The organism is Oscillibacter sp. PEA192, from assembly GCF_003574015.1.
In the GTDB taxonomy this organism is placed as follows: domain Bacteria; phylum Bacillota; class Clostridia; order Oscillospirales; family Oscillospiraceae; genus Oscillibacter; species Oscillibacter welbionis.
In genome coordinates, this window is the sequence record NZ_AP018532.1 from 2,114,334 (window position 1) to 2,137,300 (window position 22,967).

22 protein-coding genes and 1 tRNA gene are annotated in these 22,967 nt (G+C 61.3%); 11 read left to right on the forward strand and 12 right to left on the reverse strand.

Annotated elements, in window-relative coordinates:
* Positions 1-14: 14 nt before the first annotated feature.
* From DN611_RS10460 to DN611_RS10500, 9 genes are all read left to right on the forward strand, one after another.
* Complete coding sequence (locus DN611_RS10460; RefSeq protein WP_025544450.1) at positions 15-1,190, forward strand: 4-hydroxybutyrate dehydrogenase; 1,176 nt, start codon at positions 15-17, stop codon at positions 1,188-1,190.
* Positions 1,191-1,439: 249 nt separating this feature from the next.
* Positions 1,440-1,721, forward strand: a complete 282-nt coding sequence (locus DN611_RS10465) for a hypothetical protein (protein ID WP_119311307.1) — start codon at positions 1,440-1,442, stop codon at positions 1,719-1,721.
* Between the two features lie 81 nt (positions 1,722-1,802).
* Complete coding sequence (locus DN611_RS10470; RefSeq protein WP_119311308.1) at positions 1,803-2,999, forward strand: ABC transporter substrate-binding protein; 1,197 nt, start codon at positions 1,803-1,805, stop codon at positions 2,997-2,999.
* 150 nt (positions 3,000-3,149) lie between these two features.
* Positions 3,150-4,070 carry a branched-chain amino acid ABC transporter permease gene (locus DN611_RS10475; protein WP_021750907.1) on the forward strand — a complete coding sequence of 307 codons (921 nt, stop codon included), beginning with the start codon at positions 3,150-3,152 and terminating at the stop codon, positions 4,068-4,070.
* Positions 4,071-4,079: 9 nt separating this feature from the next.
* Positions 4,080-5,156 (forward strand): branched-chain amino acid ABC transporter permease, encoded by a 1,077-nt coding sequence (locus tag DN611_RS10480; RefSeq protein ID WP_119311309.1) that lies wholly within the window; start codon positions 4,080-4,082, stop codon positions 5,154-5,156.
* Between the two features lie 19 nt (positions 5,157-5,175).
* The gene (locus DN611_RS10485) at positions 5,176-5,997 is read left to right on the forward strand and encodes an ABC transporter ATP-binding protein (protein WP_249390888.1); all 822 of its coding nucleotides are present in this window, start codon (positions 5,176-5,178) and stop codon (positions 5,995-5,997) included.
* 11 nt (positions 5,998-6,008) lie between these two features.
* On the forward strand, positions 6,009-6,710 hold the full coding sequence (locus DN611_RS10490; RefSeq protein WP_036631146.1) for an ABC transporter ATP-binding protein: 702 nt from the start codon (positions 6,009-6,011) through the stop codon (positions 6,708-6,710).
* A 94-nt stretch (positions 6,711-6,804) separates the two neighbouring features.
* Positions 6,805-7,317, forward strand: a complete 513-nt coding sequence (locus tag DN611_RS10495; RefSeq protein WP_036631139.1) for a transcription repressor NadR — start codon at positions 6,805-6,807, stop codon at positions 7,315-7,317.
* A gap of 112 nt (positions 7,318-7,429) precedes the next feature.
* Entirely contained in the window at positions 7,430-8,539 is a 1,110-nt protein-coding gene (locus DN611_RS10500) for a PTS transporter subunit IIC (RefSeq protein ID WP_021750912.1), read from the forward strand.
* 36 nt (positions 8,540-8,575) lie between these two features.
* Here the strand turns inward: DN611_RS10500 and DN611_RS10505 are convergent, their stop codons facing one another.
* Positions 8,576-9,238, reverse strand: a complete 663-nt coding sequence (locus DN611_RS10505; RefSeq protein ID WP_021750913.1) for a helix-turn-helix domain-containing protein — start codon at positions 9,236-9,238, stop codon at positions 8,576-8,578.
* A 142-nt stretch (positions 9,239-9,380) separates the two neighbouring features.
* Here DN611_RS10505 and DN611_RS10510 point away from each other — a divergent pair, with 142 nt between their 5' ends.
* Positions 9,381-9,800, forward strand: a complete 420-nt coding sequence (locus tag DN611_RS10510) for a PPC domain-containing DNA-binding protein (RefSeq protein ID WP_119311310.1) — start codon at positions 9,381-9,383, stop codon at positions 9,798-9,800.
* A gap of 65 nt (positions 9,801-9,865) precedes the next feature.
* Here the strand turns inward: DN611_RS10510 and DN611_RS10515 are convergent, their stop codons facing one another.
* From DN611_RS10515 to DN611_RS10525, 3 genes are read right to left on the reverse strand one after another with little or no spacing between them, the layout of a single operon-like run.
* Entirely contained in the window at positions 9,866-10,831 is a 966-nt protein-coding gene (locus DN611_RS10515; protein WP_119311311.1) for a tRNA dihydrouridine synthase, read from the reverse strand.
* A complete protein-coding gene (locus DN611_RS10520; protein ID WP_021750916.1) occupies positions 10,828-11,178 on the reverse strand; it encodes an arsenate reductase family protein in 351 nt (116 codons plus the stop codon). Before DN611_RS10520 ends, DN611_RS10515 begins: the two co-directional genes overlap by 4 nt.
* 30 nt (positions 11,179-11,208) lie before the next feature.
* Complete coding sequence (locus tag DN611_RS10525) at positions 11,209-11,712, reverse strand: GreA/GreB family elongation factor (protein WP_025544457.1); 504 nt, start codon at positions 11,710-11,712, stop codon at positions 11,209-11,211.
* Between the two features lie 223 nt (positions 11,713-11,935).
* On the opposite strand from DN611_RS10525, the gene DN611_RS10530 reads away from it, so the two are divergent.
* Positions 11,936-12,169 carry a hypothetical protein gene (locus DN611_RS10530; protein ID WP_021750919.1) on the forward strand — a complete coding sequence of 78 codons (234 nt, stop codon included), beginning with the start codon at positions 11,936-11,938 and terminating at the stop codon, positions 12,167-12,169.
* Positions 12,170-12,215: 46 nt separating this feature from the next.
* Here the strand turns inward: DN611_RS10530 and DN611_RS10535 are convergent, their stop codons facing one another.
* From DN611_RS10535 to DN611_RS10570, 8 genes are all read right to left on the reverse strand, one after another.
* Positions 12,216-13,070, reverse strand: a complete 855-nt coding sequence (locus DN611_RS10535; protein ID WP_021750920.1) for a DNA/RNA non-specific endonuclease — start codon at positions 13,068-13,070, stop codon at positions 12,216-12,218.
* Positions 13,067-13,474 carry a ribonuclease Z gene (locus DN611_RS10540; RefSeq protein WP_119311312.1) on the reverse strand — a complete coding sequence of 136 codons (408 nt, stop codon included), beginning with the start codon at positions 13,472-13,474 and terminating at the stop codon, positions 13,067-13,069. The genes DN611_RS10535 and DN611_RS10540 overlap by 4 nt, the downstream gene beginning before the upstream one ends.
* 147 nt (positions 13,475-13,621) lie before the next feature.
* Positions 13,622-15,328: a [FeFe] hydrogenase, group A gene (locus DN611_RS10545; protein WP_119311313.1), complete on the reverse strand. Its 1,707-nt coding sequence runs from the start codon at positions 15,326-15,328 to the stop codon at positions 13,622-13,624.
* Positions 15,329-15,341: 13 nt separating this feature from the next.
* On the reverse strand, positions 15,342-17,225 hold the full coding sequence (locus tag DN611_RS10550) for a (2Fe-2S) ferredoxin domain-containing protein (protein WP_119311925.1): 1,884 nt from the start codon (positions 17,223-17,225) through the stop codon (positions 15,342-15,344).
* A gap of 11 nt (positions 17,226-17,236) precedes the next feature.
* Positions 17,237-17,719, reverse strand: coding sequence for an NADH-quinone oxidoreductase subunit NuoE family protein (locus DN611_RS10555; RefSeq protein WP_025545751.1), 483 nt, complete (start codon positions 17,717-17,719; stop codon positions 17,237-17,239).
* 108 nt (positions 17,720-17,827) lie between these two features.
* Positions 17,828-19,177, reverse strand: coding sequence for an NADP-specific glutamate dehydrogenase (gene gdhA / locus DN611_RS10560; protein WP_119311314.1), 1,350 nt, complete (start codon positions 19,175-19,177; stop codon positions 17,828-17,830).
* A gap of 1,193 nt (positions 19,178-20,370) precedes the next feature.
* Positions 20,371-20,444, reverse strand: a tRNA-Gln gene (locus tag DN611_RS10565).
* A 144-nt stretch (positions 20,445-20,588) separates the two neighbouring features.
* A complete protein-coding gene (locus tag DN611_RS10570; RefSeq protein ID WP_119311315.1) occupies positions 20,589-22,955 on the reverse strand; it encodes an SEL1-like repeat protein in 2,367 nt (788 codons plus the stop codon).
* Positions 22,956-22,967 lie beyond the last annotated feature (12 nt).

Genomic DNA, 22,967 nt, shown 5'->3' on the forward strand with positions numbered 1-22,967 from the left:
AGGAGACAAGAATCATGGATGCTTTTTCCGCTTCCCTGATGGCTGACAAGCGGGAGATTATTTTCGCTCCCACAGTGTACAAGTTCCAGACCTTCGCCCAGATGGCGGAGGAGTTCAAGCTGAACGAGCGGGACGTGGTGCTGACCAACGAGTTCATCTACACCCCCTTCATGAAGGATCTGGGCCTCAAGTGCCATTATGTGTTCCAGGAGAAGTTCGGCGCTGGCGAACCCAGCGAGGAAATGATCCAGGTCATGTACGACGCCATCCCCTACGACAGCTACGACCGCGTCATCGCCGTGGGCGGCGGCGCCATTATGGACCTGTGCAAGCTGCTGGGCTGCAAGCGCCCCGATACCGTCCACAACCTGTACTTCAAGCGATTCCCCGTGGTGCACGAGAAGGACGTCATCGCCATCCCCACCACCTGCGGCACCGGCTCTGAGTGCACCAACATCTCTGTGGCTATCGTCAAGGACGAGAAGGACGGTGTGCTCACCGGCGGCGAGACCAAGCTGGGCCTGGTGTCCGACGACATCATCCCCAACAAGGTGTGCCTGATCCCGGAGCTCCTCAAGACCCTGCCCTACAAGCCCTTCGCCTGCTCCGCCATCGACGCCCTGGTCCACGCCACCGAGTCCTTCCTGAGCCCCCACCGCAAGACCATGACCTCCGAGCTCTTCAGCGAGAAGGCTATGGATGTGATTCTGAAAGGCTTCAAGCTGATCGACGAAAAGGGCCAGGACGCCCGGTTCGAGTATATGGATCAGTTCGTGACCGCCAGCTTCTACGCCGGCATTGCCTTCCTGAAGGCCGGCTGCGGCCCGGTCCACGGCATGAGCTTCCCCCTGGGCGGCACCTATCACGTGCCCCACGGCGAGAGCAACTATATGCTCTTCGGCGCCATCATGGACTACTATGACGAGCACAAGCCCGACGGTGAGATCATGAAGTTCAAGGAGCTGGTGTCCAGCATCCTGGGCTGCGAGGTCAAGGACGCCATCCCCGAGATGAACGCCCTGCTGCAGCGCATCCTGCCCCTGCGGCCCCTGCGGGACTGCGGCTTCACTGAGGCGGACTTCAAGGCCTTCCCCCTGTCCGTCGAGGCCAACCAGCAGCGCCTCATGACCAACGCCTACTACCCCTTCGACCTGGAGTCCGAAGAGGCCATCTACCGCAAGTGCTATTAAAATTTTTCCAGACAACGAAGGGAGAGACGGCGGCTGCCGTCTCTCCTTTTTTCCTTTCGCCACGCGGTTTCTTTCCTCTATACACCGCACCTTTCTTTGCATTTTTGTACAGTACACACAAAAATATAATGAAATCAAAAACATTTTATGGGCGTTCTTTTTGAGATTGAGGATTGACTTTCCGAAAGAGAGCCGCTACAATTGGAAACAACATCAACGGGTTGTCTGTTTTGAAAGGAGTGGAACACCATGGCATTTTACACGACGTCTTCCCAGTCCATGATGATGAATGGTGCGTCCGCTCGCCAGGCGGCGTCTGCTTCCTGCGCCTATTCCACGGAGATGTCCCGTGCTTCCATGATGAATATTGCTCTGATTCTGGACGCCATTCTGCTGGCGTCCATTATTATTTGCGCCCTGATTCCCCTTGCCATTCTGGTATCCGTACTGGCAGTGGCCCTGTTTGTTCTGGTACTGGTATTGTTGGCAGCAGAGTATCATCATACGCCGAGATCGCGACGAGGTGCATAACTGTTTGATACAGTAAAGCGGCTCCGCATCTGGCGGGGCCGCTTTTTTGTATAATCTGAACCAAGAAAAGGAGATTGCAAGATGAAAAAGAAGTTCTTTGCCCTCATGATGGCCATGGTTATGGTCCTCAGCCTGGCCGCCTGCGGCGGCTCGGATGAAGCCGACTCCAACTCCGGCGATTCTGCCGGCGGGGAGAGCTCCGGCAGCAGTGCCTTCAAAGTCGGCGTCATTGGCCCCCTGACCGGCGGCGCCGCCATCTACGGCACCTGCGTGGCCAATTCCGCCCAGATCGCGGTGGACGAAATCAATGCCCTGGGCGGCGACATCCAGTTTGAGCTGATGACTGAGGACGACGTCAACGACGCTGAGACCTCCGTCAACGCCTACAACGCCCTGATGGACGACGGCATGCAGATCCTGGTGGGCACCGTCACTACCCAGCCGGCCCTTTCCGTGGTCCCGCTGTCCTATGAGGACCGGGTGTTCACCCTGACCCCCTCCGCCTCCGGCGACGATGTCATTTCCATCAACGACAATGACAACGTGTTCCAGATCTGCTTCACCGACTCCAACCAGGGCTCCCGTTCCGCCCAGTACATCGATGAGAACTTCGACAGTCCGAAGATCGCCATCATCTACAAAAACGATGACCAATACTCCATCGGTATCCGGGACAACTTCAAGGCAGAGGCCGATTCCCGCGGTATGGACATCGTCTATGAGGGCACCTTCACCGAGGCCAGCCAGACCGACTTCAACGTCCAGCTGGCTGGTGCCCAGTCCGCCGGCGCCGATCTGCTGTTCCTGCCGATCTACTATACCCCCGCCTCTGTCATTCTGACCCAGGCCAACGCCATGGGCTACGCCCCCACCTTCTTCGGCGTGGACGGCATGGACGGCATCCTGACCGCCGAGAACTTCGATGCCTCTCTGGCTGAAGGCGTCTACCTGCTGACTCCCTTCTCCGCCGACTCTGAGGACGAGATGACCCAGAACTTCGTGGCGGAGTATCAGGACCGGTTCGGCGAGATCCCCAATCAGTTCGGTGCCGATGCGTATGACGCCATCTACACCCTGTATCAAGCCATCCAGGCCGCCGGCGCCACCGCCGACATGTCCAATGAGGAGATCTGCGATGCTCTGATCGAGGTCATGCCCACCCTGGCCGTCACCGGCCTGACCAGCGCCGGCTCCGAGATGACCTGGGACGAAAACGGTGCTGTGTCCAAGGACCCCACCGCAGTCATTATCGAAAACGGTACCTATGTCACTCCCTGACAGCGGAACACACACTCCACTGTAATAGAGGACAGGGATCGGCTGCCGGAACTCCGGCAGCCCTCCCTGGACTTCTATGGTGGAAACCGACGCGGGGAGCTGTCACCGCCCCGGTTTCTGCCATAGAAGGGGAAAGAGAGGAAAATACTTATGGAATTTCTATCCTACCTGATCACGGGCATCAGTCTGGGAAGCATCTACGCCATCATCGCCCTGGGCTACACCATGGTATACGGCATTGCCAAGATGCTGAATTTCGCCCACGGCGACGTTATCATGGTTGGCGCCTATGTGTCCTTTTACGTGACCATGTTTGCAGGCAGCAACCTGCTGGGAGAGGATCCCTCCGCACTGACCACCGGCGCTGTGGCTCTGGTGTCCGTGCTGCTGGCTATGGTGGTCTGCACGGTTCTGGGCGTGGTCATCGAGGGGCTGGCTTACCGCCCCCTGCGCCAGGCCGGCAGCCTGGCGGTGCTGATCACCGCCATCGGCGTCAGCTACTTCCTGCAGAACGCAGCGCAGCTGCTGTTCGGCGCGAATCCCAAGAACTTCACCCCCGTGGTCAGCGGCCAGCTGACGCTGTTTGACGGACAGCTTCGGATCTCCTATGTGGCGCTGCTGACCATCACGGCCTGCGTGGTCATCATGCTGGGGCTGACCGCCTTCACTGGAAAGAGCAAGATGGGCAAGGCCATGCGGGCCTGCTCGGAGGACCGGGGCGCAGCCCAGCTGATGGGCATCAACGTCAACGCCACCATCTCTATGACCTTTGCCATCGGTTCCGCCCTGGCGGCCATCGCCGGGGTATTGCTGTGCTCTTACTCTCCGGTGCTCCAGCCCACCACCGGCTCCATGCCCGGCATCAAAGCCTTCACCGCTGCGGTGTTCGGCGGTATCGGCTCCATCCCCGGCGCCTTCCTGGGCGGACTGCTGCTGGGCGTCATTGAGGCCATGGCGCAGGCCTATATCTCCACGCAGTTGTCCAACACGATCCTGTTCGCCGTGCTGATCGTGGTGCTGCTGGTCAAACCGTCCGGCCTGCTGGGCAAGTATGTGCCTGAGAAAGTGTGAGGTGGCGGTATGAAAGGCTATTTCAAAAACATGAAAACCATCACCAAGGTGGACTTCGCCACCTATCTGGGCGTGATCCTAGCCTTTATTGTGGTGTCGGTCTGCCAGGCCCAGGGACTGGTGAACCGTTCTCTGGGCGGTATGCTGGTTCCCATCTGCTGCTACGTGTGCATGTCCATCTCCCTGAACCTGACCGTCGGCATTCTGGGAGAGCTGTCTCTGGGCCATGCCGGCTTCATGAGCGTGGGCGCCTTCTCCGGCATCATTGCCGCCATGAGCCTGCAATCTGCTGTCCCAAATGATCTGGTGCGGATGATCGTCGCCCTGGTGGTGGGCGCCTTCTTTGCCGCCATCGTGGGCTTCATCGTCGGGATTCCGGTGCTGCGGCTCCGGGGGGACTACCTGGCCATTGTCACCCTGGCCTTCGGCGAGATCATCAAGGATCTGATCAACTGCCTTCTGGTGGGCTGGGATGAGAACGGCCTGCACATCGCCCTGAACGTGGACGGCACCAAGAGCATGTCCTCTCTCGGCCTCAGCGAAAACGGCATCGAAATCATCAAGGGCGCCCAGGGCGCCACGGGCAACGCCCGCATCGCCACCTTTGCTATGGGCTTTGCACTGGTGATGATTACCCTGGTGGTGGTGCTGAATCTGGTCCGCAGCCGGACCGGCCGGGCTATCATGGCCATCCGGGACAACCGGATCGCCGCCGAGAGCGTAGGCATCAACGTCACCAAGTACAAGCTGATTGCCTTCGTCACCTCTGCCTCCCTGGCAGGTGCCGCCGGTGCCCTGTTCGGCCTGAACTACTCCAATGTCACTGCCGTACAGTTCGACTTCAACACCTCCATTCTGGTGCTGGTGTATGTGGTGCTGGGCGGTCTGGGCAACATCTGGGGCTCCATCGTGGCAACAGTTGTCCTGTATGTGCTGCCGGAGGCCCTGCGGCAGTTCTCTGACTATCGGATGCTGGTGTACGCCATTGTGCTGATTCTGGTGATGCTGGCCACCAACAACCCGCAGGTGCGGACGCTGATTAGCCGGATCATTCCCAGAAGAAAGGGGGCAGCCCTCGATGAGTAAGAAATTTGAAAAGGGCAAGATGGTCCCTGTTCCCAGCCATGCCATCATTCCGGAGCGGGACATCGACAAATCCCCCATTCTGGAGTGCAGCCACCTGGGCATCGACTTCGGCGGCCTGCGGGCGGTGAATGACTTCAACCTCACCATCGGCCGGACGGAGATCGCCGGCCTCATCGGCCCCAACGGCGCCGGCAAAACCACCATCTTCAACCTGCTGACCAAGGTCTATCAGCCCACCCGGGGCACCATCCTGCTGGATGGACTGGATACCTCCGGCAAGACCACAGCTCAGATCAACCGCATGGGCATTGCCCGGACCTTCCAGAACATCCGCCTGTTCAACAACCTCTCCGTGGAGGACAATGTGAAGATCGGTCTCCACAATCAGGAGCGCTACTCCGCCATCACCGGCGTTCTGCGCCTGCCCTGGTACTGGAGCCGGGAAAAGGCCGCTCATGAGCGGGCACTGGAACTGCTGTCCCTCTTCGGGATGGCGGACTTGGCGGACCATCAGGCCGGTTCCCTTCCCTACGGCGCCCAGCGCCGGCTGGAGATTGTCCGGGCCCTGGCCACCAATCCCTCTCTTCTATTGCTGGATGAGCCCGCCGCGGGCATGAATCCCTCTGAGACGGCGGAGCTGATGGAGAATATCGTCAAGATCCGGGACACGTTCCAGATCGCCGTCATGCTGATCGAGCACGACATGAAGTTGGTCATGAGCATCTGCGAGGGCATCTGCGTCCTGAACTTCGGGCAGGTCATCGCCAAGGGCACCGCCGAAGAGATTCAATCCAACCCCGCCGTCATTGAGGCATATCTCGGTAAACAGAAGGAGGCGTGACCATGGAACCGATTCTGAAAGTCAGCGACATCAACGTCTACTACGGCGCCATACACGCCATCAAGGGCGTCTCTTTCGAGGTAAATCCCGGAGAGGTCGTCACCCTGATCGGCGCCAACGGCGCCGGCAAATCCACCACGCTGCAGACTGTCTCCGGCCTGCTCCACTCCCGCACCGGCTCCATCGAATTTCTGGGGGAGAACCTGATGGGCGTCCCAGCCCACAAGGTCGTGGCCAAGGGACTCGCCCAGGTGCCGGAGGGGCGGCGGGTCTTCCTGCAGATGACCGTAGAGGAGAATCTGGAAATGGGCGCCTATACCCGGTCCGGCGGCGACATCGACGCGGATCTGGAAAAGGTCTACGCCTATTTCCCCCGGCTGATGGAGCGGCGGCGGCAGATCGCTGGCACCCTCTCCGGCGGCGAACAGCAGATGCTGGCCATGGGCCGGGCGCTGATGAGCCGTCCCAAGCTGCTGATGCTGGATGAGCCCTCCATGGGCCTGGCACCCATTCTGGTTGAGCAGATCTTCAAGATCATCCAAACCCTCCATGAGGCGGGCACCACCATTCTGCTGGTGGAGCAGAATGCCCAGGCAGCCCTGAGTATCGCCGACCGTGGCTATGTGCTGGAGACCGGAAAAATCGTCACCTCCGGCACCGGAACGGAGCTGTTGGCCTCCCCGGAAATCAAAAAAGCCTATCTGGGCGGCTGAAGTCTCAGAAAAAGGAGAGCGTGTGCTCTCCTTTTTTCTTTGCAATCTGCCGGGCATGTGGTATACTGCTGTCATGACGGAAAGGAGGGATCCCATGCGCGCGGAAGAACGGCGGCAGGCCATTCGGGAGCTTCTGCAGCGGGCAAAGCAGCCTGTCAGCGCAACGGCCCTGGCGGCTCAATTCTCCGTCAGCCGACAGATCATCGTGGGGGATATTGCCCTGCTGCGGGCGGCTGGAGCAGACATCTCCGCTACGCCCCGGGGCTACGTGATCCTGCGAGAGACGGGAGGTCTGGTGCGGCAGGTGGCCGTCCAGCACGATGCCGCTGGTATGGGAGAGGAGCTAAACGCTATGGTGGACCAGGGCTGCACGGTACTGGATGTCATTGTGGACCACCCCATTTACGGGCAGCTGACCGGCCCTCTGCAGCTCTCCAACCGCTATGATGTGGGGCAGTTCCTCTCCCGCTGTGCGCAGTCCGACGCCCGCCCGCTGTCGGAACTGACGGAGGGGATCCATCTCCACACTCTCTCCTGTCCGGATGAGGCGGCATTCGGCCGGGTGTGCCGGGAGCTGCGGCGGCTGGGCGTCTTGCTGGAAGGTTGAACATGTAAAAAAGCAGTTGACAGGAACCGGGATTTTGTGTATGATACGGTTTACAGGTGTCAAGACACCTGTAAACCGTATTTTTTGATTCTACATAAAGCAGGTGTCTCCCATGGAACAGGTCAAAGGCTTTCTGAAGCGCAAAAACATTGTGATCTCCGCCAAGCGGTACGGCATTGACGCCCTGGGCGCCATGGCTCAGGGACTCTTCTGTTCCCTGCTGATCGGCACGATCCTCAACACCATCGGCACCCAGTTCCACATTGGCTTTCTCACCGCCCAGGTCATCACCATCAATGGCGTGGGGTATACCATCGGTGGACTGGCGTCGTTCATGAGCGGGTCCGCTATGGCGGTGGCCATCGGCTACGCTCTCCAGGCGCCGCCTATGGTGCTGTTCTCCCTGGTGACGGTGGGCTATGCCTGCAACGCCCTGGGCGGGGCGGGCGGACCGCTGGCCGTGCTGTTCGTGGCTATCATCGCCGCTGAGGTGGGCAAGGCCATCAGCAAGGAGACGAAGGTGGACATCCTGGTGACGCCCATCGTCACCATCCTTGTGGGCGTGGGAGCGGCCTGGATCATTGCGCCCCCCATCGGCGGAGCAGCCAGCGCCTTTGGCCAGCTGATTATGCGGACCACGGAGCTGCAGCCCTTCTTCATGGGCGTTCTGGTGTCCGTGCTGGTGGGCATCGCCCTGACGCTGCCCATCTCCTCCGCCGCCATCTGCTCCGTGCTGGGACTGACCGGACTGGCAGGCGGCGCCGCCGTAGCGGGCTGCTGCGCCAACATGGTGGGGTTCGCCGTCCTCTCCTTCCGGGAAAACCGCTGGGGCGGACTGGTGAGCCAGGGCATCGGCACCTCCATGCTGCAGATGCCCAACATCGTGAAGAACCCCCGCATCTGGCTCCCTGCCATCCTCACCTCCGCTGTCACCGGACCCCTGGCCACCTGCTTTTTCAAGCTGGAGATGAACGGAGACCCCATCAACTCCGGCATGGGCACCTGCGGCCTGTGCGGCCAGCTGGGGGTCTGGACCGGCTGGGTCAATCCCAGTGACGCGGCTCTGGCCAATGGGGCCGCCGCCATGGCCCCCACCGCCTTTGACTGGGTGGGACTGATCCTGATCTCCTTCGTCCTCCCCGCTGTCCTCACCTGGGCCTTCGGGCTGTTCTTCCGGAAGATCGGCTGGATCAAGCCGGGGGATCTGACCCTGCCGCAGTAGGTAAAATGCCCGGACCGCGATGCGGTCCGGGTAATTTTATTTGTTCAGGCCAAGGAACACGAGACAGCCAGTCAAGAACCACGGGCTGTATCGCATAAGTGTATAGTAGTTCATATTTTTGATCCAATCAACAAACCCAGGAATATTTGCTAAAAAAATGAATCTATGCCCAAAACAATAAATCACAAATATTAGATAATACCCAATGGCAACAGCGCCAAATATCAAAGCCATCATCCGAAGCCGCTTGGATGGCAGGCGGAGGTCGACAACCAATGCCGTACCGGACATCAAAAGGCCTCCAGCCGCCAGAGCAGCAGCTGACGGCACAGTCAAAGCGTACCATACCCACGGCATAAGGTCATATGTTTCCCAGCAAATCTGCTGCACAAAGGGCCTTAATACTGTTTCCAGCACGCAGAATATGAATAACACCGCTACACAGATGGCTGCCAAAGCTGCATACTTCCGTTGACCGCGTCGATAACTTTCCTCTCGCCCCGGGCCGTAGATCAGCTCCCGGACGTCGGCGTTCAGCGCCTCCGCCAAGGTGGTCAGGGTCTCGATATCCGGCTGGGTCTTTCCGGTCTCCCAGGAGGACACCGCCTGCCGGGTCACATGGAGCCGCTCCGCCAGGGCGTCCTGGGTCAGCTTCTCCCGCTGGCGCAGCTGCTTCAGATTTTTTCCCACCGCGTTCACAACCTCGCCTCCTGCTGCCAGCGTACCACAGTCCCGGCGCTTTGTCACGCAACAAAGTGTTGCGCGCCCTGCAAGGGCTTGCGGCGGACCGCGGGATATGGTATCGTTAGGATATCCGAGATCAAAAACAGGAGGAACTGTCATGGAATACCGGAAATTTGGGGACGCCTACATCGTCCGCCTGGACCGGGACGAGGAGATCCTGGCCCAGCTGAAGATCTTCGCAGAAAAGGAACAGGTCAAACTGGCCTCTGTCACCGGCCTGGGGGCTGTGAAGGACTTCACCGTAGGAGTGTTCGACTCCAGCGCCAAGGCTTACAAGTCCAACCGCTTCCAGGGGGTCTATGAGATCGTCTCTCTGGTGGGGACCATCAACACGATGAACGACGCGTTTTACTGCCATCTCCACATGTGCGCCGCCGACCAGGAGGGCCACGCTTTCGGCGGGCATCTGAACGAGGCCGTCATCAGCGCCACCTGCGAGCTAGTGGTCACCTGCCTGCCCGGAGAGACGAACCGGGTATTCAGCGACGAGGTGGGACTGAATCTGATCTCCTTCTGAAATCCGCGGAAAAGAGGCTGAGGAGTATTCCTCAGCCTCTTTTCCGCTTTTGGGGGACGCTGTCCTCACCCGAAGGCCCCTGCCGCGTGGTCCCGCAGAGGCAGCTCCTGGAAAATGGATGCCTCCACCGCCTCGTACTCCCCCGGCGTCCGAAGGCGGCGCATTTTCTTGTCATGGCGTTCGCCGCCCTCGAACAGGTGGATCAGGAAGAACCAGACCTCCTTCATCCGCTGGGCCGCCGGGCCCACCTGGCCATAGAAGTCCTGGTAGGACTGATACAGCGTCCGGGTGAAGGTCTGGAGCTCCTGCCGGGTGGTGGGGACGCCGCCCCGGAGCTTCCGCAGCAGGGCCGGGTCCGCGATGGCCCCTCGGCCGATCATCACCGCGTCGATGGCAGGAAAGTCCACCGCAAAGACTGTGCAGTCCTCCACGGTCACCAGATCCCCGTTGTAGCACAGGGGATTCCGGCTGCGCTCCGCCGCCCAGGCGAACCAGTCCCGGTGCACGGTCCCCTTGTAGAACTGCTTCTGCACCCGGGGGTGGATGGTGAGGCAGGCGATGGGATAACGGTTGTAAATGTCCAGCAGCCGCTCGAACTCCTCCGGCTCCTTCACCCCCAGCCGGGTCTTGACGGACACCGGCAGCTTCACGGCGGCGAATACCTCGTCAAAGAACCGCTCCAGCTCCTCCGGCTTTGCCAGAAAGCCCGCACCCTTGCCCTTGGCGGTGACGGTGCCAGAGGGACAGCCCAGGTTCAGATTCACCTCCGTATAGCCCATGTCTGCCACGATCTCCGCCGCCCACAGAAAGTCCGGTGCCCGGCAGGTCATCACCTGGGGCACCACAGGAAGCCCTGCGTTGGCCGCCGGGTCCAGCTCCCGTTGATCCCGCTTGGTCAGGATATGCTGATCCGTAGGGGAGAAAAACGGGATGAAATACCGGTCCGCCCCGCCGAACATCCGGTGGTACACCTGCCGGAACACCACCTTGGTGATACCATCCAGCGGGGCGAAGTCGTACCGCTGGATCATCCCAGTGCCGTCTCCCACTCCGCCTGGCGGAAGCCGGTGCGGACGAAGTCCTCCCCCACCAGAATGGGCCGCTTTACCAGCATCCCGTCGGTGGCCAGCAGGGCCAGCTGCTCCTCCTCGCTCATCTCCGGCAGCTTGTCCTTCAGGCCCAGAGCCTTGTACTGGAGGCCGCTGGTGTTGAAGAACTTCTTCAGGGGCATTCCGCTCTTCTCCCACCAGCCCCGCAGCTCCTCCGCCGTAGGATTTTCCAGCTTAATATCCCGGGCCTCGTAAGAGACGCCCCGCTCGTCCAGAAAGGCTTTCGCCTTCTGGCAGGTGGTGCACTTGGGGTACCACAAAAACAACATGATGCTCTCTCCTTCTTTTGATCTGTCTGCTCAGTAGCTGCTGATCTCCAGGCTCTCGTCGTCCCGGCCCTTCTCGATGGCCCGGATCTCCACCCAGTATTTCACCTCCGGACTCACCTCCACCTGGATCCGGTCTCCCACCTGACGGCCCAGCAGAGCCTTTCCCACAGGGGACTCCTTGCTGATGAGGCCCTTTAAGGCATCCTGCCGCAAGGTGGTGACGATCTGCAGCGTCATCTCCTGCTTCGCCAGCTCGTTGTAGATCGTGACCTTGTCGAACAATCCCGCTCGGTCACCCTGGTCCTTCACCTCGATGACCTTGGCAGTGCGGATCATCCGCTCCAGGTAGCGGATGCGGCTGTCGTTGCGGTTCTTGGCCTGCTTGGCGCACTTGTACTCGTAGTTCTCGCTGAGGTCGCCGAAGGCCCGGGCCGTCTGCACCTCCTCGATCAGCTGAGGACGCAGGACCCGGGTCCGGTAGTTGATCTCCTCCTGCATCTTTTTGATGTCCACTTCCGTCAGTTCGTCGTACATGACACAGCTCCTTTTCAGGCTGGGGTCGCGGTCCGGGTCCGTTTGCTTTGCAGGTCTCTCACAGGTGTGGGGAACCCGGCGCAGGTGAAATGCGAAATCGCCGCTCTGCGGCTATTCTACCACGTCCGGCAGGAAAGCACAACCCCGGCGGCTCCCTGCCCCGGCACCCTTTCCTCCGCCGGGAATAGAATGAAGTGTATCACGAGTCGAGGAGGCAATTGAAATGGAAAGCACTTCCAGCGCAGTCACCATGTGCGCCACCGTCCTGCGGGTCTGCCCCTGCGAACTGTGCGTCTGCGACCACGAGAACTGCCAGCAGGTCCTGGTCCATACAGACAACGCCTGCTGCTTCCGGGTGGGCCAGCAGGTCTGCATCGAGTTCAGCGGCGCCATGACCCGGAGCTGTCCGCCCCAGATCACCGCCGACTGTGTCCGGCCGGTGAACTGCTGCTGTTGAACATTTGAAAAAGCCGCCCGGGGGCGAATCCCCGGGCGGCTTCGGCTTATGGGTTGCATTGGCCGCAGGGCGTATAGCCCTGGGCGATCAGATCCTCCCGGCTGCCGGTATACTCCTGCCGGTTGGCGGTGCTCATGCCGGACACGCTGGAACAGTCCGGGTCGTGAAATTTGTGGCTGTTGGTATTGAGGATGTACGTGGTCTCGCCGCTTTGCGGCTCCGCTCCCTCCTGCCAGCTCTCGCCGGTGGCGTAGTCGATGGTGATGCCGGGCTGGACGTTGTACACATAGACATTGAAGCAGACGCCTTCCCCCTCGTCCTCCACAGACCAAGCCTCCATCTGGACACCGCTGGCTACCAGGTTCTGACCCTCGAACACCGGGGTCACCCGGTAGAGGACGTGGTTGTCCGTCTCCTTTACATAGTCCGCCACCAGATTTTCAAAGGGCAGCATCCCGTCCACATTCATATAGCGGGTGCCGGTGATGAGATTTTCCTCGTTGGCGTTCTCTCCGGTGAGCTGAAAGCCGATCAGGTGACAGCGGTTGTACAGGTACTCCCCGTCGTACTCCCGGTTGATCCAGCCGGAGGGTGTGACGGAACTGATGCTCTCCCGGTCCTCTGTGGGCATCAGATCCTGTCCCACGTTGGCATAGGCTACGCCGCAGCGGCCCAGAGTGTCCAACTCACTGTACGTCTCAAAGGACACAGAGGTCATGTCCTCCTCCGGAAAATCCGGCTGGTTGCCATCGACGGCCACGTAGGGCTCCCCGGACCAGGCGGGAATATCCTCCAGAGAAAAGGAGGTGACGGTGCCCTCCGCCGGGGGCATCATGCAGCCGGAGAGGAGCAGGCACAAGGACAGCAGCGCCGCCGTCAGGGAAATGCGGGTTCGATTCATGGGATATAGACTTCCTTTGTAATGATCTCGTGGGAGAAGCCGGGGAACTCCTCCCGCCGGGCCAGAGTCCAGCCCTCCAGGGACAGGTCCCAGTAAAGGTCCGCCGGATAGGCCCGGTCCCAGCGGTACAGCACCACCCGCTCCACACGCCCGGCAAAGGGCGCCACAGAGCGGTCCTCCACAAAGCAGGGCTCCCCTGGCCCCGCCTTTTCCAAAAACGACTCGTCCACACAAAGGCGGCTCTGCTCCTCCGCCGGGAACTGGCGAGCCGTGGCCCCACTCACCCAGAGGCAGGCCTCCCCGACCTCTGCCAGCAGGTCCGCCCGCACCGCCCGGTCCCGGCTCTGCCGGCGGCAGTTGAAGGCCATGCCGTTCCGGCCGTCCACACAGGCCATCAGGATCATGCTGCATCCTCCCTTCGCGCTCTTTCTCTACGATACCCAAATTCCGCTCGAAACGCAAGGAAAATTTTTCGGCTTCCGCCGGGGGAAGCCGCCGTACCGGGCGGAAGCCCCTCCCGCCTGGGAGGGGCTTCCCTTTGGAAGATATCCTTACGCCTTGTCCGGACGCTTGTACTCCACATGGAGCAGCTGATGGGTGCGGCCCTTCATCGCTCCCTCCAGGAGCTTTGTAACGATGGGGTTCCGCTCAGACCGCTTGATGAGGGCGGTGCGGTCCGCCTCATAGAGGCCCTCTGCCCGCTGCTGCTTCACCGGGATCAGCCCGTAGGGCTGGCCAGCGCCGCCTACGCAGCCGGTCTTGCAGGTCATGACTTCCACCAGGTCGAAGTACTCCTGACCGCTCTCGATATCGTCCAGCAGCTTCTGTGCGTTCACCAGGCCGTGGACCACCGCGATCCGCAGCGCCCGGTCCCCCACCGGCAGCGTCACCGCCCGGATGGTCTCGCTGCCCCGGATGCCGGAGAACTGGATGGCCTGCAGGGTGTTCTTGGACTTGTCCTCCACTACCCGCCGGGCCACGGCCTCCGCCACGCCGCCGGTGGTGCCGAAGATGGTAGCCGCCCCGGTGCCCATGCCGAAGGGCAGGTCCGGGGACTCCCCCTCCAGCTCTGCGAAACGGATGCCGGACTCCTTGATCATCATGATGATCTCCTGCGTAGTCAGCACCAGATCCACATCCGGTTTTCCGTCATGCTGGAACTCCGGCCGCTTGGCCTCCATTTTCTTGGCGGTACAGGGCATGATGGCGATGTGGTAGGTGGTGCGGCCGTCCTCTTCGTCCTTCCTGGCGTACTGATCCTTCAGCACCGCCGCGAACATCTCCATGGGAGACTTGCAGGTGGAGATGTTCTTCAGGAAGTGGGGCCGCTCCTCCTCCACATACTTCACCCATGCCGGGCAGCAGCTGGTGAACATGGGGAAGGGGCCGCCTTTTTTCAGCCGCTCCAGGAACTCGTCCGCCTCCTCCATGACGGTCAGGTCTGCGCCAAAGGTGGTGTCGTACACCTCGTCGGCGCCCATCATCTTCAGGGCGGACACCAGCTTGTTGATGGCATTGACGCCGGGCTCCAGGCCGAAGGCCTCGCCCACCGCCACCCGGACCGCCGGGGCGATCTGGAACACCACCCGCTTCTTCGGGTCGTGGAGGGCCCGCCACCCCCGGCCGATCTCGTTAAAGATGGTGATGGCGCCGGTGGGGCAGGCGGCTGCGCACTGGCCGCAGCTGATGCAGTTGGTCTCTCCGAGCTTGCGGTCAAAGGCCGGGCACACCACCAGGTCGCTGCCCCGGTGGGCGAAGTTCAGGATACCCATGCCCTGCATCTCCTCGCACACCCGGATGCAGTCGCCGCAGAGGATGCACTTGTTGGGATCCCGGACGATGGCCGGAGAGGAGGTGTCGATCTCATAGTGGGGCCGGGTGTCCTTGAAGCGGACGTGCCGCACGCCGAAGCGCAGGGCCAGCTCCTGCAGGCGGCAGCTGCCATTCTTTTCGCAGGTGGTGCAGTCCCGGCAGTGAGAGGACAGCATCAGCTCCAGGATCATCCGCCGGTGCTTTAAGAGCCGGGCGGTATTGGTGCGGATCACCATGCCATCCCGGGGCTCCATGGAGCAGGAGGCGTCGATCTTGCCCCGCTCGTCCTCCACCACGCACATCCGGCAGGCGCCGTAAACAGACAGTTCCGAATAATAGCAGAAGGTGGGCATATCGATGCCGGCCTTCCGGATCACAGCCAGGACGTTTTTCTCCCCGTCGAAGGGCACCCGCTGGCCGTCAATGTACATAATTCCCTTTGCCATGGTACTCCCCTCCTCACTTACTGGCCGCGATGGCGCCGAAGGGACAATTGGTCACACAGGCGCCGCAGTTGATGCACTTCTCCGGATCGATGACGTGGACCTGCTTGGCCGCGCCGGTGATGGCCTCCATGGGGCAGTTCTTCCGGCACTTGCCGCAGCCCTTGCATTTCTCCGGGTCGATGGTGGGGTGGGGTTTTTCCTTGTTGCAGATGGGACAGTGGTGGTCCACTACATGGGCCAGATATTCATCCCGGAAATACTTCAGCGTGCTCTGGACGGGCTTGCAGGCGCTCTGCCCCAGGCCGCACAGGGCTGTCTTACTGATGGTGTCCGCCAGCTCCTCCAGCAGGTCCAGATCCTCCAGTGTGCCCTTGTTGTCGATGATCCGGTCCAGGATCTCCAGCATCCGCTTGGTGCCCTCCCGGCAGGGGACGCACTTGCCGCAGGACTCCTTCTGTGTAAACTCCATGAAGAACCGGGCCGTCTCCACCATGCAGGTGTCCTCGTCCATGACCACCAAGCCGCCGGAGCCGATCATGGCGCCGATGCTCTTCAGACTGTCGAAGTCCAGGGGCAGGTCCAGGTGCTCGCGGCTGGCGGTGGTGGCGCCGCCGGAGGGGCCGCCGATCTGAACGGCCTTGAACTTCTTGCCGCCCCGGATGCCGCCGCCGATGTCAAACACCACCTCCCGGATAGTGGTTCCCATGGGTACCTCAATGAGGCCGGTATTCACCACGTTGCCTGTCAGCGCGAAGGCCTTGGTGCCGGGGCTGGTCTTGGTGCCGATGGAGCGGTACCAGTCCACGCCCTTGCGGATGATGAGGGGCACGTTGGCAAAAGTCTCCACATTGTTCAGCACCGTGGGCTCGGCCCAGAGACCGTGCTCGATGGTCCGGGGCGGCTTGACCCGAGGCATGCCCCGGTTGCCCTCGATGGAAGCTGTCAGGGCACTGCCCTCGCCGCAGACGAAGGCGCCGGCGCCCATGTTTACATGGATCCGGAAGGAGAAGTCTGTGCCCATGACGTGATCGCCCAGAAGACCGTACTCCTCCGCCTTGGCGATGGCCGCTTTCAGCCGGCTCACGGCCAGCGGATACTCCGCCCGGACATAAATATACCCCTCGTCGCTGCCCACGGCGCGGCCGGCGATCATCATGCCCTCCAGCACGCTGTGGGGGTTACCCTCCATAATGGAGCGGTCCATGAACGCACCGGGATCGCCCTCGTCGCCGTTGCAGACGATGTATTTTTTCTCTGACTTCTGTTTCCGGGCACCGTCCCACTTCTGGCCCGCGGGGAAGCCTCCACCTCCGCGGCCCCGGAGGCCGGAGTCGATGATGGACCGGCAGATCTCCTCATCCGTCATCTCAAAGAGGGCCTTTTCAAAACCGGCGTAACCGCCCTTGGCGATGTACTCCTCAATGTCCTCGGCATCGCTGCTGCCGCAGTTCTCCAGCACCACCCGATGCTGCTTCTTGTAGAAGGGGATGTCCTCCTGCCGGGGGTAGGCTACGCCGTCCAGGTGATACACCAGCCGGTCGATGATCTCGCCGCCCAGCACGGTCTTCTCCAGAATCTCATGGCAGTCCTCCGGCTTCACATGGATGTACATGACGCCCATAGGCTCGATGTGGACCAGAGGCCCCATCTCGCAGAAGCCGTGGCAGCCGCTCATCTTTACATGGAGGCTCTTCTCCGCGTCCGTGTCGTGTTTGAGGCCCACGTAGACCGGCAGACCCCGTTTTTCACACTCCGTCTTCAAATTGTCATAGATCTTCATGGCGCCGCCGGCGATGCAGCCGGTGCCGGCGCAGATCAGGATAGAGGGCACCTGCTCGCTCTGCTTCAGGGCGTTGCGGGCGTTAGCCTGGAACACGTGGAAGCTGTCCCGCGTCATCTTTACCTGTCTCATGCGGTGGCCGCCTCCTTTCTGCGGATATCCTCCACCAGCGCCAGCGCATCTTCCGGCGTCATCTTGGCGTGGACCTCTCCGTCAATGGTCATGACCGGTGCCAGTCCGCAAGCGCCCAAGCAGGCCACGGTCTCCAGGGTAAACAGGCCGTCCGCGGAGGTCTTCCGCTTTCCGGTCAGACCCAAAGCGTCCCGCAGGCTGTCATAAATGGGTCCGGATTTGCGCACGTGGCAGGCCGTGCCGGTGCATACCTTGATGATGTGCCGGCCCTTGGCCTCCAACGAGAAATTCTCATAGAAAGTGGCCACGCTGTACACCTTTGCCGTGCTGATGCCCAGCTTTTCCGCGATCAGGGTCAGCGCTCCCTCGCTCAGGTACTTATACTCCCCTTGGATCTCCTGCATGATCGCGATCAGGTTCGACTGATCGCAGCCGTAGGCGTCGATGATCGCCTCCGCCCGGTCCAGATTCTGCTCCATAAATTCTCCCCTCATTGATTCGGATGATAAAAAACACGCGGGATCCGCACTTGCCGGCGGATCCCGCGCTTGTGTGCTCTGTTTCCGATATGTGCTTATGCGTCTGTATCAGAATACGCCCTGCTCCATCATGGCCTCAGCCACCCGCTTGAAGCCGGCGATGTTGGCGCCTGCCACCAGGTTGTAGCCCAAGCCGTACTCCGCGGCCGCGTCCACGCTCATCTGGTAGATGGTGTTCATGATCCGGTGCAGCTGCGCGTCCACCTCTTCCGCCGTCCACACCAGCCGCTCACTGTTCTGCGCCATCTCCAGTGCGCTGGTGGCCACGCCGCCTGCGTTCACCGCCTTGCTGGGCGCCACGATCATCCCGGGCTGCTCCATCAAGAACCGCAGCGCGTCGTTGGTGGTGGGCATGTTCGCCACCTCAATGTAGTACTTCACGCCGTTGGCCGCGATCTGCTTCGCCTGCTCCATGTGCACGTCGTTCTGCATGGCCGAGGGCATCACCACATCCGCCTTCACGCCCCAGGGCTTCTCACCGGGGAAGAATTCCACGCCGAACTTCTCCGCATAGTCCTGTACCCGGTTGCGGCCGCTGGAGCGCATCTCCACCAGATACGCGATCTTCTCCTCCGTGGCTACGCCGTCCGGATCATAGATATATCCGTCCGGGCCGGACAATGTCACCACCTTGGCCCCCAGCTGCGTGGCCTTCTTACAGATGCCCCAGGTCACGTTGCCGAAGCCCGCGCAGGCGATGGTCTTGCCCGCGATCCGCTCTCCCTCGTGCTCCAGCACGTTCTGGAGATAGTATACCGCGCCGTAGCCCGTGGCCTCCGGCCGGATCAGGCTGCCGCCGTAAGAGAACCCCTTGCCCGTCAGCACACCGTTCTCCCAGGCCCCCTTCAGCCGCCGGTACTCGCCGAAGAGATACCCGATCTCCCGGCCGCCCACGCCCATGTCCCCGGCGGGCACGTCCACATCCGGCCCGATGTACCGGTACAGCGCCTGCATGTACGCCTGGCAGAACCGCATGATCTCCGCGTCCGACTTCCCCGCCGGGTCGAAGTCCGCGCCGCCCTTGCCGCCGCCGATGGGCAGGCCCGTCAGGGAGTTCTTGAAGATCTGCTCAAAGCCCAGGAATTTGATGATGCCGGGATACACGTTGGCCTGGAACCGCAGGCCGCCCTTGTAGGGCCCCAGCGCGCCGTTGAACTGGCACCGGTAGCCGATGTTCGTGTGCCACTGGCCCCGGTCATCCTCCCAGGACACCCGGAAGGTGAACATCCGCTCCGGCTCCACCATCCGGTTCAGCAGGTCCACCTTCTCATACTCCGGGTGCTTCTCAATCACCGGCTCCAGAGAGGAGAACACCTCCTCCACCGTCTGCACGAATTCCGGCTCGTTGCTGTGCTTCTTCTTCACGTTCTCGATCACGCTGGTGAGATATGCGTTCATGGCTTTTTCCTCCAATCAAAATTTTGAAAGCCGTGGGCACACAGGCCCGTTCATATCACCAGACAGGAACGGAAATACCTCTCCGCTCCCGCGTCTGTCCTCATACCACCTCTAACAGCCGTTCACGTTCCGCTGCGTTTTTTTCTCCCCCTCTCCGCCGGCCCTCTGCCGGCCTCCGCAGCAATCTCGCTTTCGCTGTATCCGGCGGACGGCATCTTTCGATGGCCGTTCCGCCCCATGCGATCTTTCCAGTTTGATTGTAGCAAAAAAACATATTCTTGGGAAGCCCTATTGTGTAAAAAGTACATTTTTCTTTATTCACTCATTAGTATTTTACAATATTTTCCATAAACGTTTCCTGTATAAACCAGAACTATCTGTAGCCAGCCGTGGCGGAAAATACCACATCTCTCTTCCCGGGTGCCCGAGGCAGCGGCAACGAAGCGGAAAACCAAAAAGCCTGTGGTACAATAACTTCCAGATCTTTACCTGTAAAAGGGCTGTAATTCAGTCCTCCGCGGTTGAAAGCCTTGTGCCGTCATATTCATCGCAGTATCAGCCGCCTGGGGCGATCCGCTTCAGGTTGCGGCTATGCACTGCCGCCCAGGTGAGCGGCGGTCAGAGAGCTCAGGGCGTCACAGCGAACTCACAGCATCGCTAATCAGTGTCAATATTGTGGGTAATAAAGCGGGCCCTGAAATTGCGCTGGTTGCACATCGCCCCCACCATGCTGCCGAGCGGCTGTCAGGGCCAGCGTAATCTTCAGGGAACCGCCGCAGCCGATGTGATCCATATTGGCCACCTTTGTAGGACGATCTTCTTCTGGAGGAACGTCCCCTCGGCATTCTATATGTCGGGAGCCCGTTCCATGACATTCCTTCCGGGAGCGTAGGCTAATCGACCTGATAAAAGGAAATGCCGCATACCAGCCTCAACAGGCCGATATGCAGCATAAAATCGGACGAAACACCTGGTTCGGTATCTCCGGATGCTGAAAACACAGCGGAGTAAGGCTGACCTTCCGCAGGAGCGGCTTTATGTGCGGCAGCGTGGGTACAGTTTCCTTGTTCTTTCATTGCGCACAGCGCGAAAAGCATTCATAGGCGCCCAAAACAGATGTCTTAAAATTCAGCAAACACGCTGAGAGAGCAAAGAAAACCTCGGAACCATTGCAGTTCCGAGGTTTTCTCATCTGGCAGCGGGTGAAGGATTCGAACCCTCACATACAGAGTCAGAGTCTGCTGTGCTACCCTTACACAAACCCGCTATGAAGTTGTGTTCACTCCGCAGCGAACAGATATTATTATACAGAAAAGCGTGATTTTGTCAACCCCCTTTTTTATTTTTTTCCACATGTTTTTTCAAGCGGGCGCGGAATCCCGATCCCGCGCCCGCCACTATGTAAGACCGTTCACTGGCCCCGCAGGCCGTCCAGAAAGCCCCGGAGGAATCCGCCGCCCCGTCGCCTGCTCCCATCTTTCTCCATACGGTCCGCTGCCTCCTGGGCGCCCGCATACCCTTGCTTCGCTGCGGCCTGATAGAGTTCTCTCGCCTGCCTCAGATCCCGGGGCACGCCTTTGCCGTGCTCATAGCACCAGGCCAGATTATACTGGGCACGGGGCTCGGACTCCTCCACTGCCTGGCGGTACCACTTCACCGCATCTGCCCAGCTCTGGGCCACGCCGACACCGGTCTCGTACAGATATCCCAGGTTGCAGGCGGCCACCCGGTCGCCGCCCTCTGCAGCCTGCCGGTACAAATCGGCTGCCTTGGCCGGGTCCTTCGCCACGCCGTGGCCGAACTCCCAGCAGACGCCCAGGTTGCACTGGGCACGGGGGTAGCCCTGCTCCGCCGCCGCCTGATACCAGCGGACAGCCTCTTGCCAGTTCTGTTCTACACCCTCTCCGGTCTCATACAGATATCCCAGGTTGCACTGGGCGGCCGCGTCCTCCCGCTCCGCCGCCTGTCGGTACAGCCGGGCTGCCTCCGCGGCATCCCGCTCCACGCCTTCGCCCCGCTCGTAGCACACGCCCAGGTTGCACATGGCCGCCGCGGAACCGGCATCCACCGCCCTGCGATACCAGTGGACCGCCTCTTCCCAGTTCTGTTCCACGCCGCGGCCGTATTTGCAGCAGATGCCCATGCAGAACATCCCCCGGGGGTCCTCCTGGTCCGCCGCCTGTCGGTACCAGTGGACAGCCCGCTTCCAGTTCTGCTCCACGCCCTTGCCGTACTCATAGCACCAGGCCAGGTTGCACTGGGCACGGGGCATCCCCTGCTCCGCAGCAGCGCGGTACCACCGCACCGCCTCCTCCCAGCTCTGCTCCACGCCCTCGCCGCTCTCATACAGGAATCCCAGATTGCACTGCCCGGCGGCATTGCCCGCCTCGGCTGCCTGGCGATACAGGCTCACAGCCCTGCTCAGGTCCCGCTCCACGCCCTCACCGCGTTCATAGCACACGCCCAGGTCGCACATGGCCGCCGCGGAGCCCGCGTCCGCCGCTTTTTGATACCAGGCCACTGCCTCCGTGCTGTTCTGCGTCACACCGCGGCCATAGTCAAAGCAGCGGGCCACGCAGAAAAGTCCTCTGGCATCCCCCTGCTCGGCCGCTTTCCGGTACAGACGGTAGCTCTCTCCCAAATCCTGGGGGACGCCCTTGCCGTATTCATAGCACCATGCCAGATTGCACTGGGCACGGGGCAGGCCCTGTTCCGCGGCGGCACGGTACCACCGCACCGCCTCCTCCCAGCTCTGCTCCACCCCCTGGCCGCTCTCGTACAGAAACCCCAGGCAGCACTGGGCGTCCTCGTCCTCCTGCTCGGCCGCCTTCCGGTACCAATCCGCGGCAGCCGACGGATCCAGCGGGACACCCCGGCCCCGCTCACAGCAGAAGCCCATACACAGCTGTCCCCGGGGATAGTCCTGCTCCGCAGCGCGGAGATACAGCCGGGCCGCCTCCGGGTAGTCCTGCTCCACGCCCTTGCTATGCTCATAGCACCAAGCCAGGTTGCACAAGGCCCGGGGATAGTCCTGCTCCGCAGCAGCGCGGTACCACCGCACCGCCTCCTCCCAGTTCTGCTCCACGCCCTGGCCGCTCTCATACAAGAACCCCAGGCAGCATTGGCCCGGCGCGTTGCCGTTCTCCGCCGCAGCGCGGTACCATTTCACCGCCTGCTCGATACTCTGGGGCAGGCCGGTGCCGAACTCCAGGCAACGCCCCAGTTCTGTCTGCGCCGCGGGATAACCCAGCCACGCGGCGGACTGATACCAGCGGGCGGCCTCCTCGTCGCTCTGCTCCACTCCCAGGCCGCGGGAATATGCCTCCCCCAGCAGGAACTGGGCCCTGGGAAAGCCGTTTTCCGCCCCCTTTCGGAAGCACTCCACCGCTTTGGAATCATCCCGCGCCACACCGATGCCATGGGCATAGCAGTATCCCAGGTTCGTCAGGGCGGGCATATAGTCCCGGGCGGCGGCCTGGGCGTACAGCACCACCGCCTGCCGGGGGTCTGCAGGCACGCCGATCCCCGCCTCCAGGCACCACCCCAGGTTCGTCACACCCAGCATATCATCCAGGGCCGCCGCCTGTTGGTAGCAGGCCAGCGCGTCCGTCGGCCGCTCCTCATCCACGGCCCGGTTGCCCAGCTGCACCCAGTCGGGCCCCGTCAGCTCCTCTTCGTCCACAGAGAGGAAAAAGGTGCCCCCGCACTGGGGGCAGACATCCGGTTCCTCCTCTGCCAGAAACCCGCAGTCCGGGTTCTCACAGCGATAGTAATTCATCTGCGCACCTCC

Excerpts from the sequence above, each read along its gene's own strand:
- DN611_RS10475 (WP_021750907.1), top strand. The coding sequence starts at position 3,150 with ATGGAATTTCTATCCTACCTGATCACGGGCATCAGTCTGGGAAGCATC.
- DN611_RS10545 (WP_119311313.1), bottom strand. The coding sequence starts at position 15,328 with ATGGCAAAGGGAATTATGTACATTGACGGCCAGCGGGTGCCCTTCGAC.
- DN611_RS10460 (WP_025544450.1), top strand. The coding sequence starts at position 15 with ATGGATGCTTTTTCCGCTTCCCTGATGGCTGACAAGCGGGAGATTATT.
- DN611_RS10515 (WP_119311311.1), bottom strand. The coding sequence starts at position 10,831 with ATGATCCAGCGGTACGACTTCGCCCCGCTGGATGGTATCACCAAGGTG.
- DN611_RS10525 (WP_025544457.1), bottom strand. The coding sequence starts at position 11,712 with ATGTACGACGAACTGACGGAAGTGGACATCAAAAAGATGCAGGAGGAG.
- DN611_RS10465 (WP_119311307.1), top strand. The coding sequence starts at position 1,440 with ATGGCATTTTACACGACGTCTTCCCAGTCCATGATGATGAATGGTGCG.
- DN611_RS10470 (WP_119311308.1), top strand. The coding sequence starts at position 1,803 with ATGAAAAAGAAGTTCTTTGCCCTCATGATGGCCATGGTTATGGTCCTC.
- DN611_RS10570 (WP_119311315.1), bottom strand. The coding sequence starts at position 22,955 with ATGAATTACTATCGCTGTGAGAACCCGGACTGCGGGTTTCTGGCAGAG.
- DN611_RS10480 (WP_119311309.1), top strand. The coding sequence starts at position 4,080 with ATGAAAGGCTATTTCAAAAACATGAAAACCATCACCAAGGTGGACTTC.
- DN611_RS10535 (WP_021750920.1), bottom strand. The coding sequence starts at position 13,070 with ATGAATCGAACCCGCATTTCCCTGACGGCGGCGCTGCTGTCCTTGTGC.
- DN611_RS10555 (WP_025545751.1), bottom strand. The coding sequence starts at position 17,719 with ATGGAGCAGAATCTGGACCGGGCGGAGGCGATCATCGACGCCTACGGC.
- DN611_RS10485 (WP_249390888.1), top strand. The coding sequence starts at position 5,176 with ATGGTCCCTGTTCCCAGCCATGCCATCATTCCGGAGCGGGACATCGAC.
- DN611_RS10530 (WP_021750919.1), top strand. The coding sequence starts at position 11,936 with ATGGAAAGCACTTCCAGCGCAGTCACCATGTGCGCCACCGTCCTGCGG.
- DN611_RS10495 (WP_036631139.1), top strand. The coding sequence starts at position 6,805 with ATGCGCGCGGAAGAACGGCGGCAGGCCATTCGGGAGCTTCTGCAGCGG.
- DN611_RS10500 (WP_021750912.1), top strand. The coding sequence starts at position 7,430 with ATGGAACAGGTCAAAGGCTTTCTGAAGCGCAAAAACATTGTGATCTCC.
- DN611_RS10540 (WP_119311312.1), bottom strand. The coding sequence starts at position 13,474 with ATGATCCTGATGGCCTGTGTGGACGGCCGGAACGGCATGGCCTTCAAC.
- DN611_RS10510 (WP_119311310.1), top strand. The coding sequence starts at position 9,381 with ATGGAATACCGGAAATTTGGGGACGCCTACATCGTCCGCCTGGACCGG.
- DN611_RS10550 (WP_119311925.1), bottom strand. The coding sequence starts at position 17,225 with ATGACGCGGGACAGCTTCCACGTGTTCCAGGCTAACGCCCGCAACGCC.
- gdhA (WP_119311314.1), bottom strand. The coding sequence starts at position 19,177 with ATGAACGCATATCTCACCAGCGTGATCGAGAACGTGAAGAAGAAGCAC.
- DN611_RS10520 (WP_021750916.1), bottom strand. The coding sequence starts at position 11,178 with ATGTTGTTTTTGTGGTACCCCAAGTGCACCACCTGCCAGAAGGCGAAA.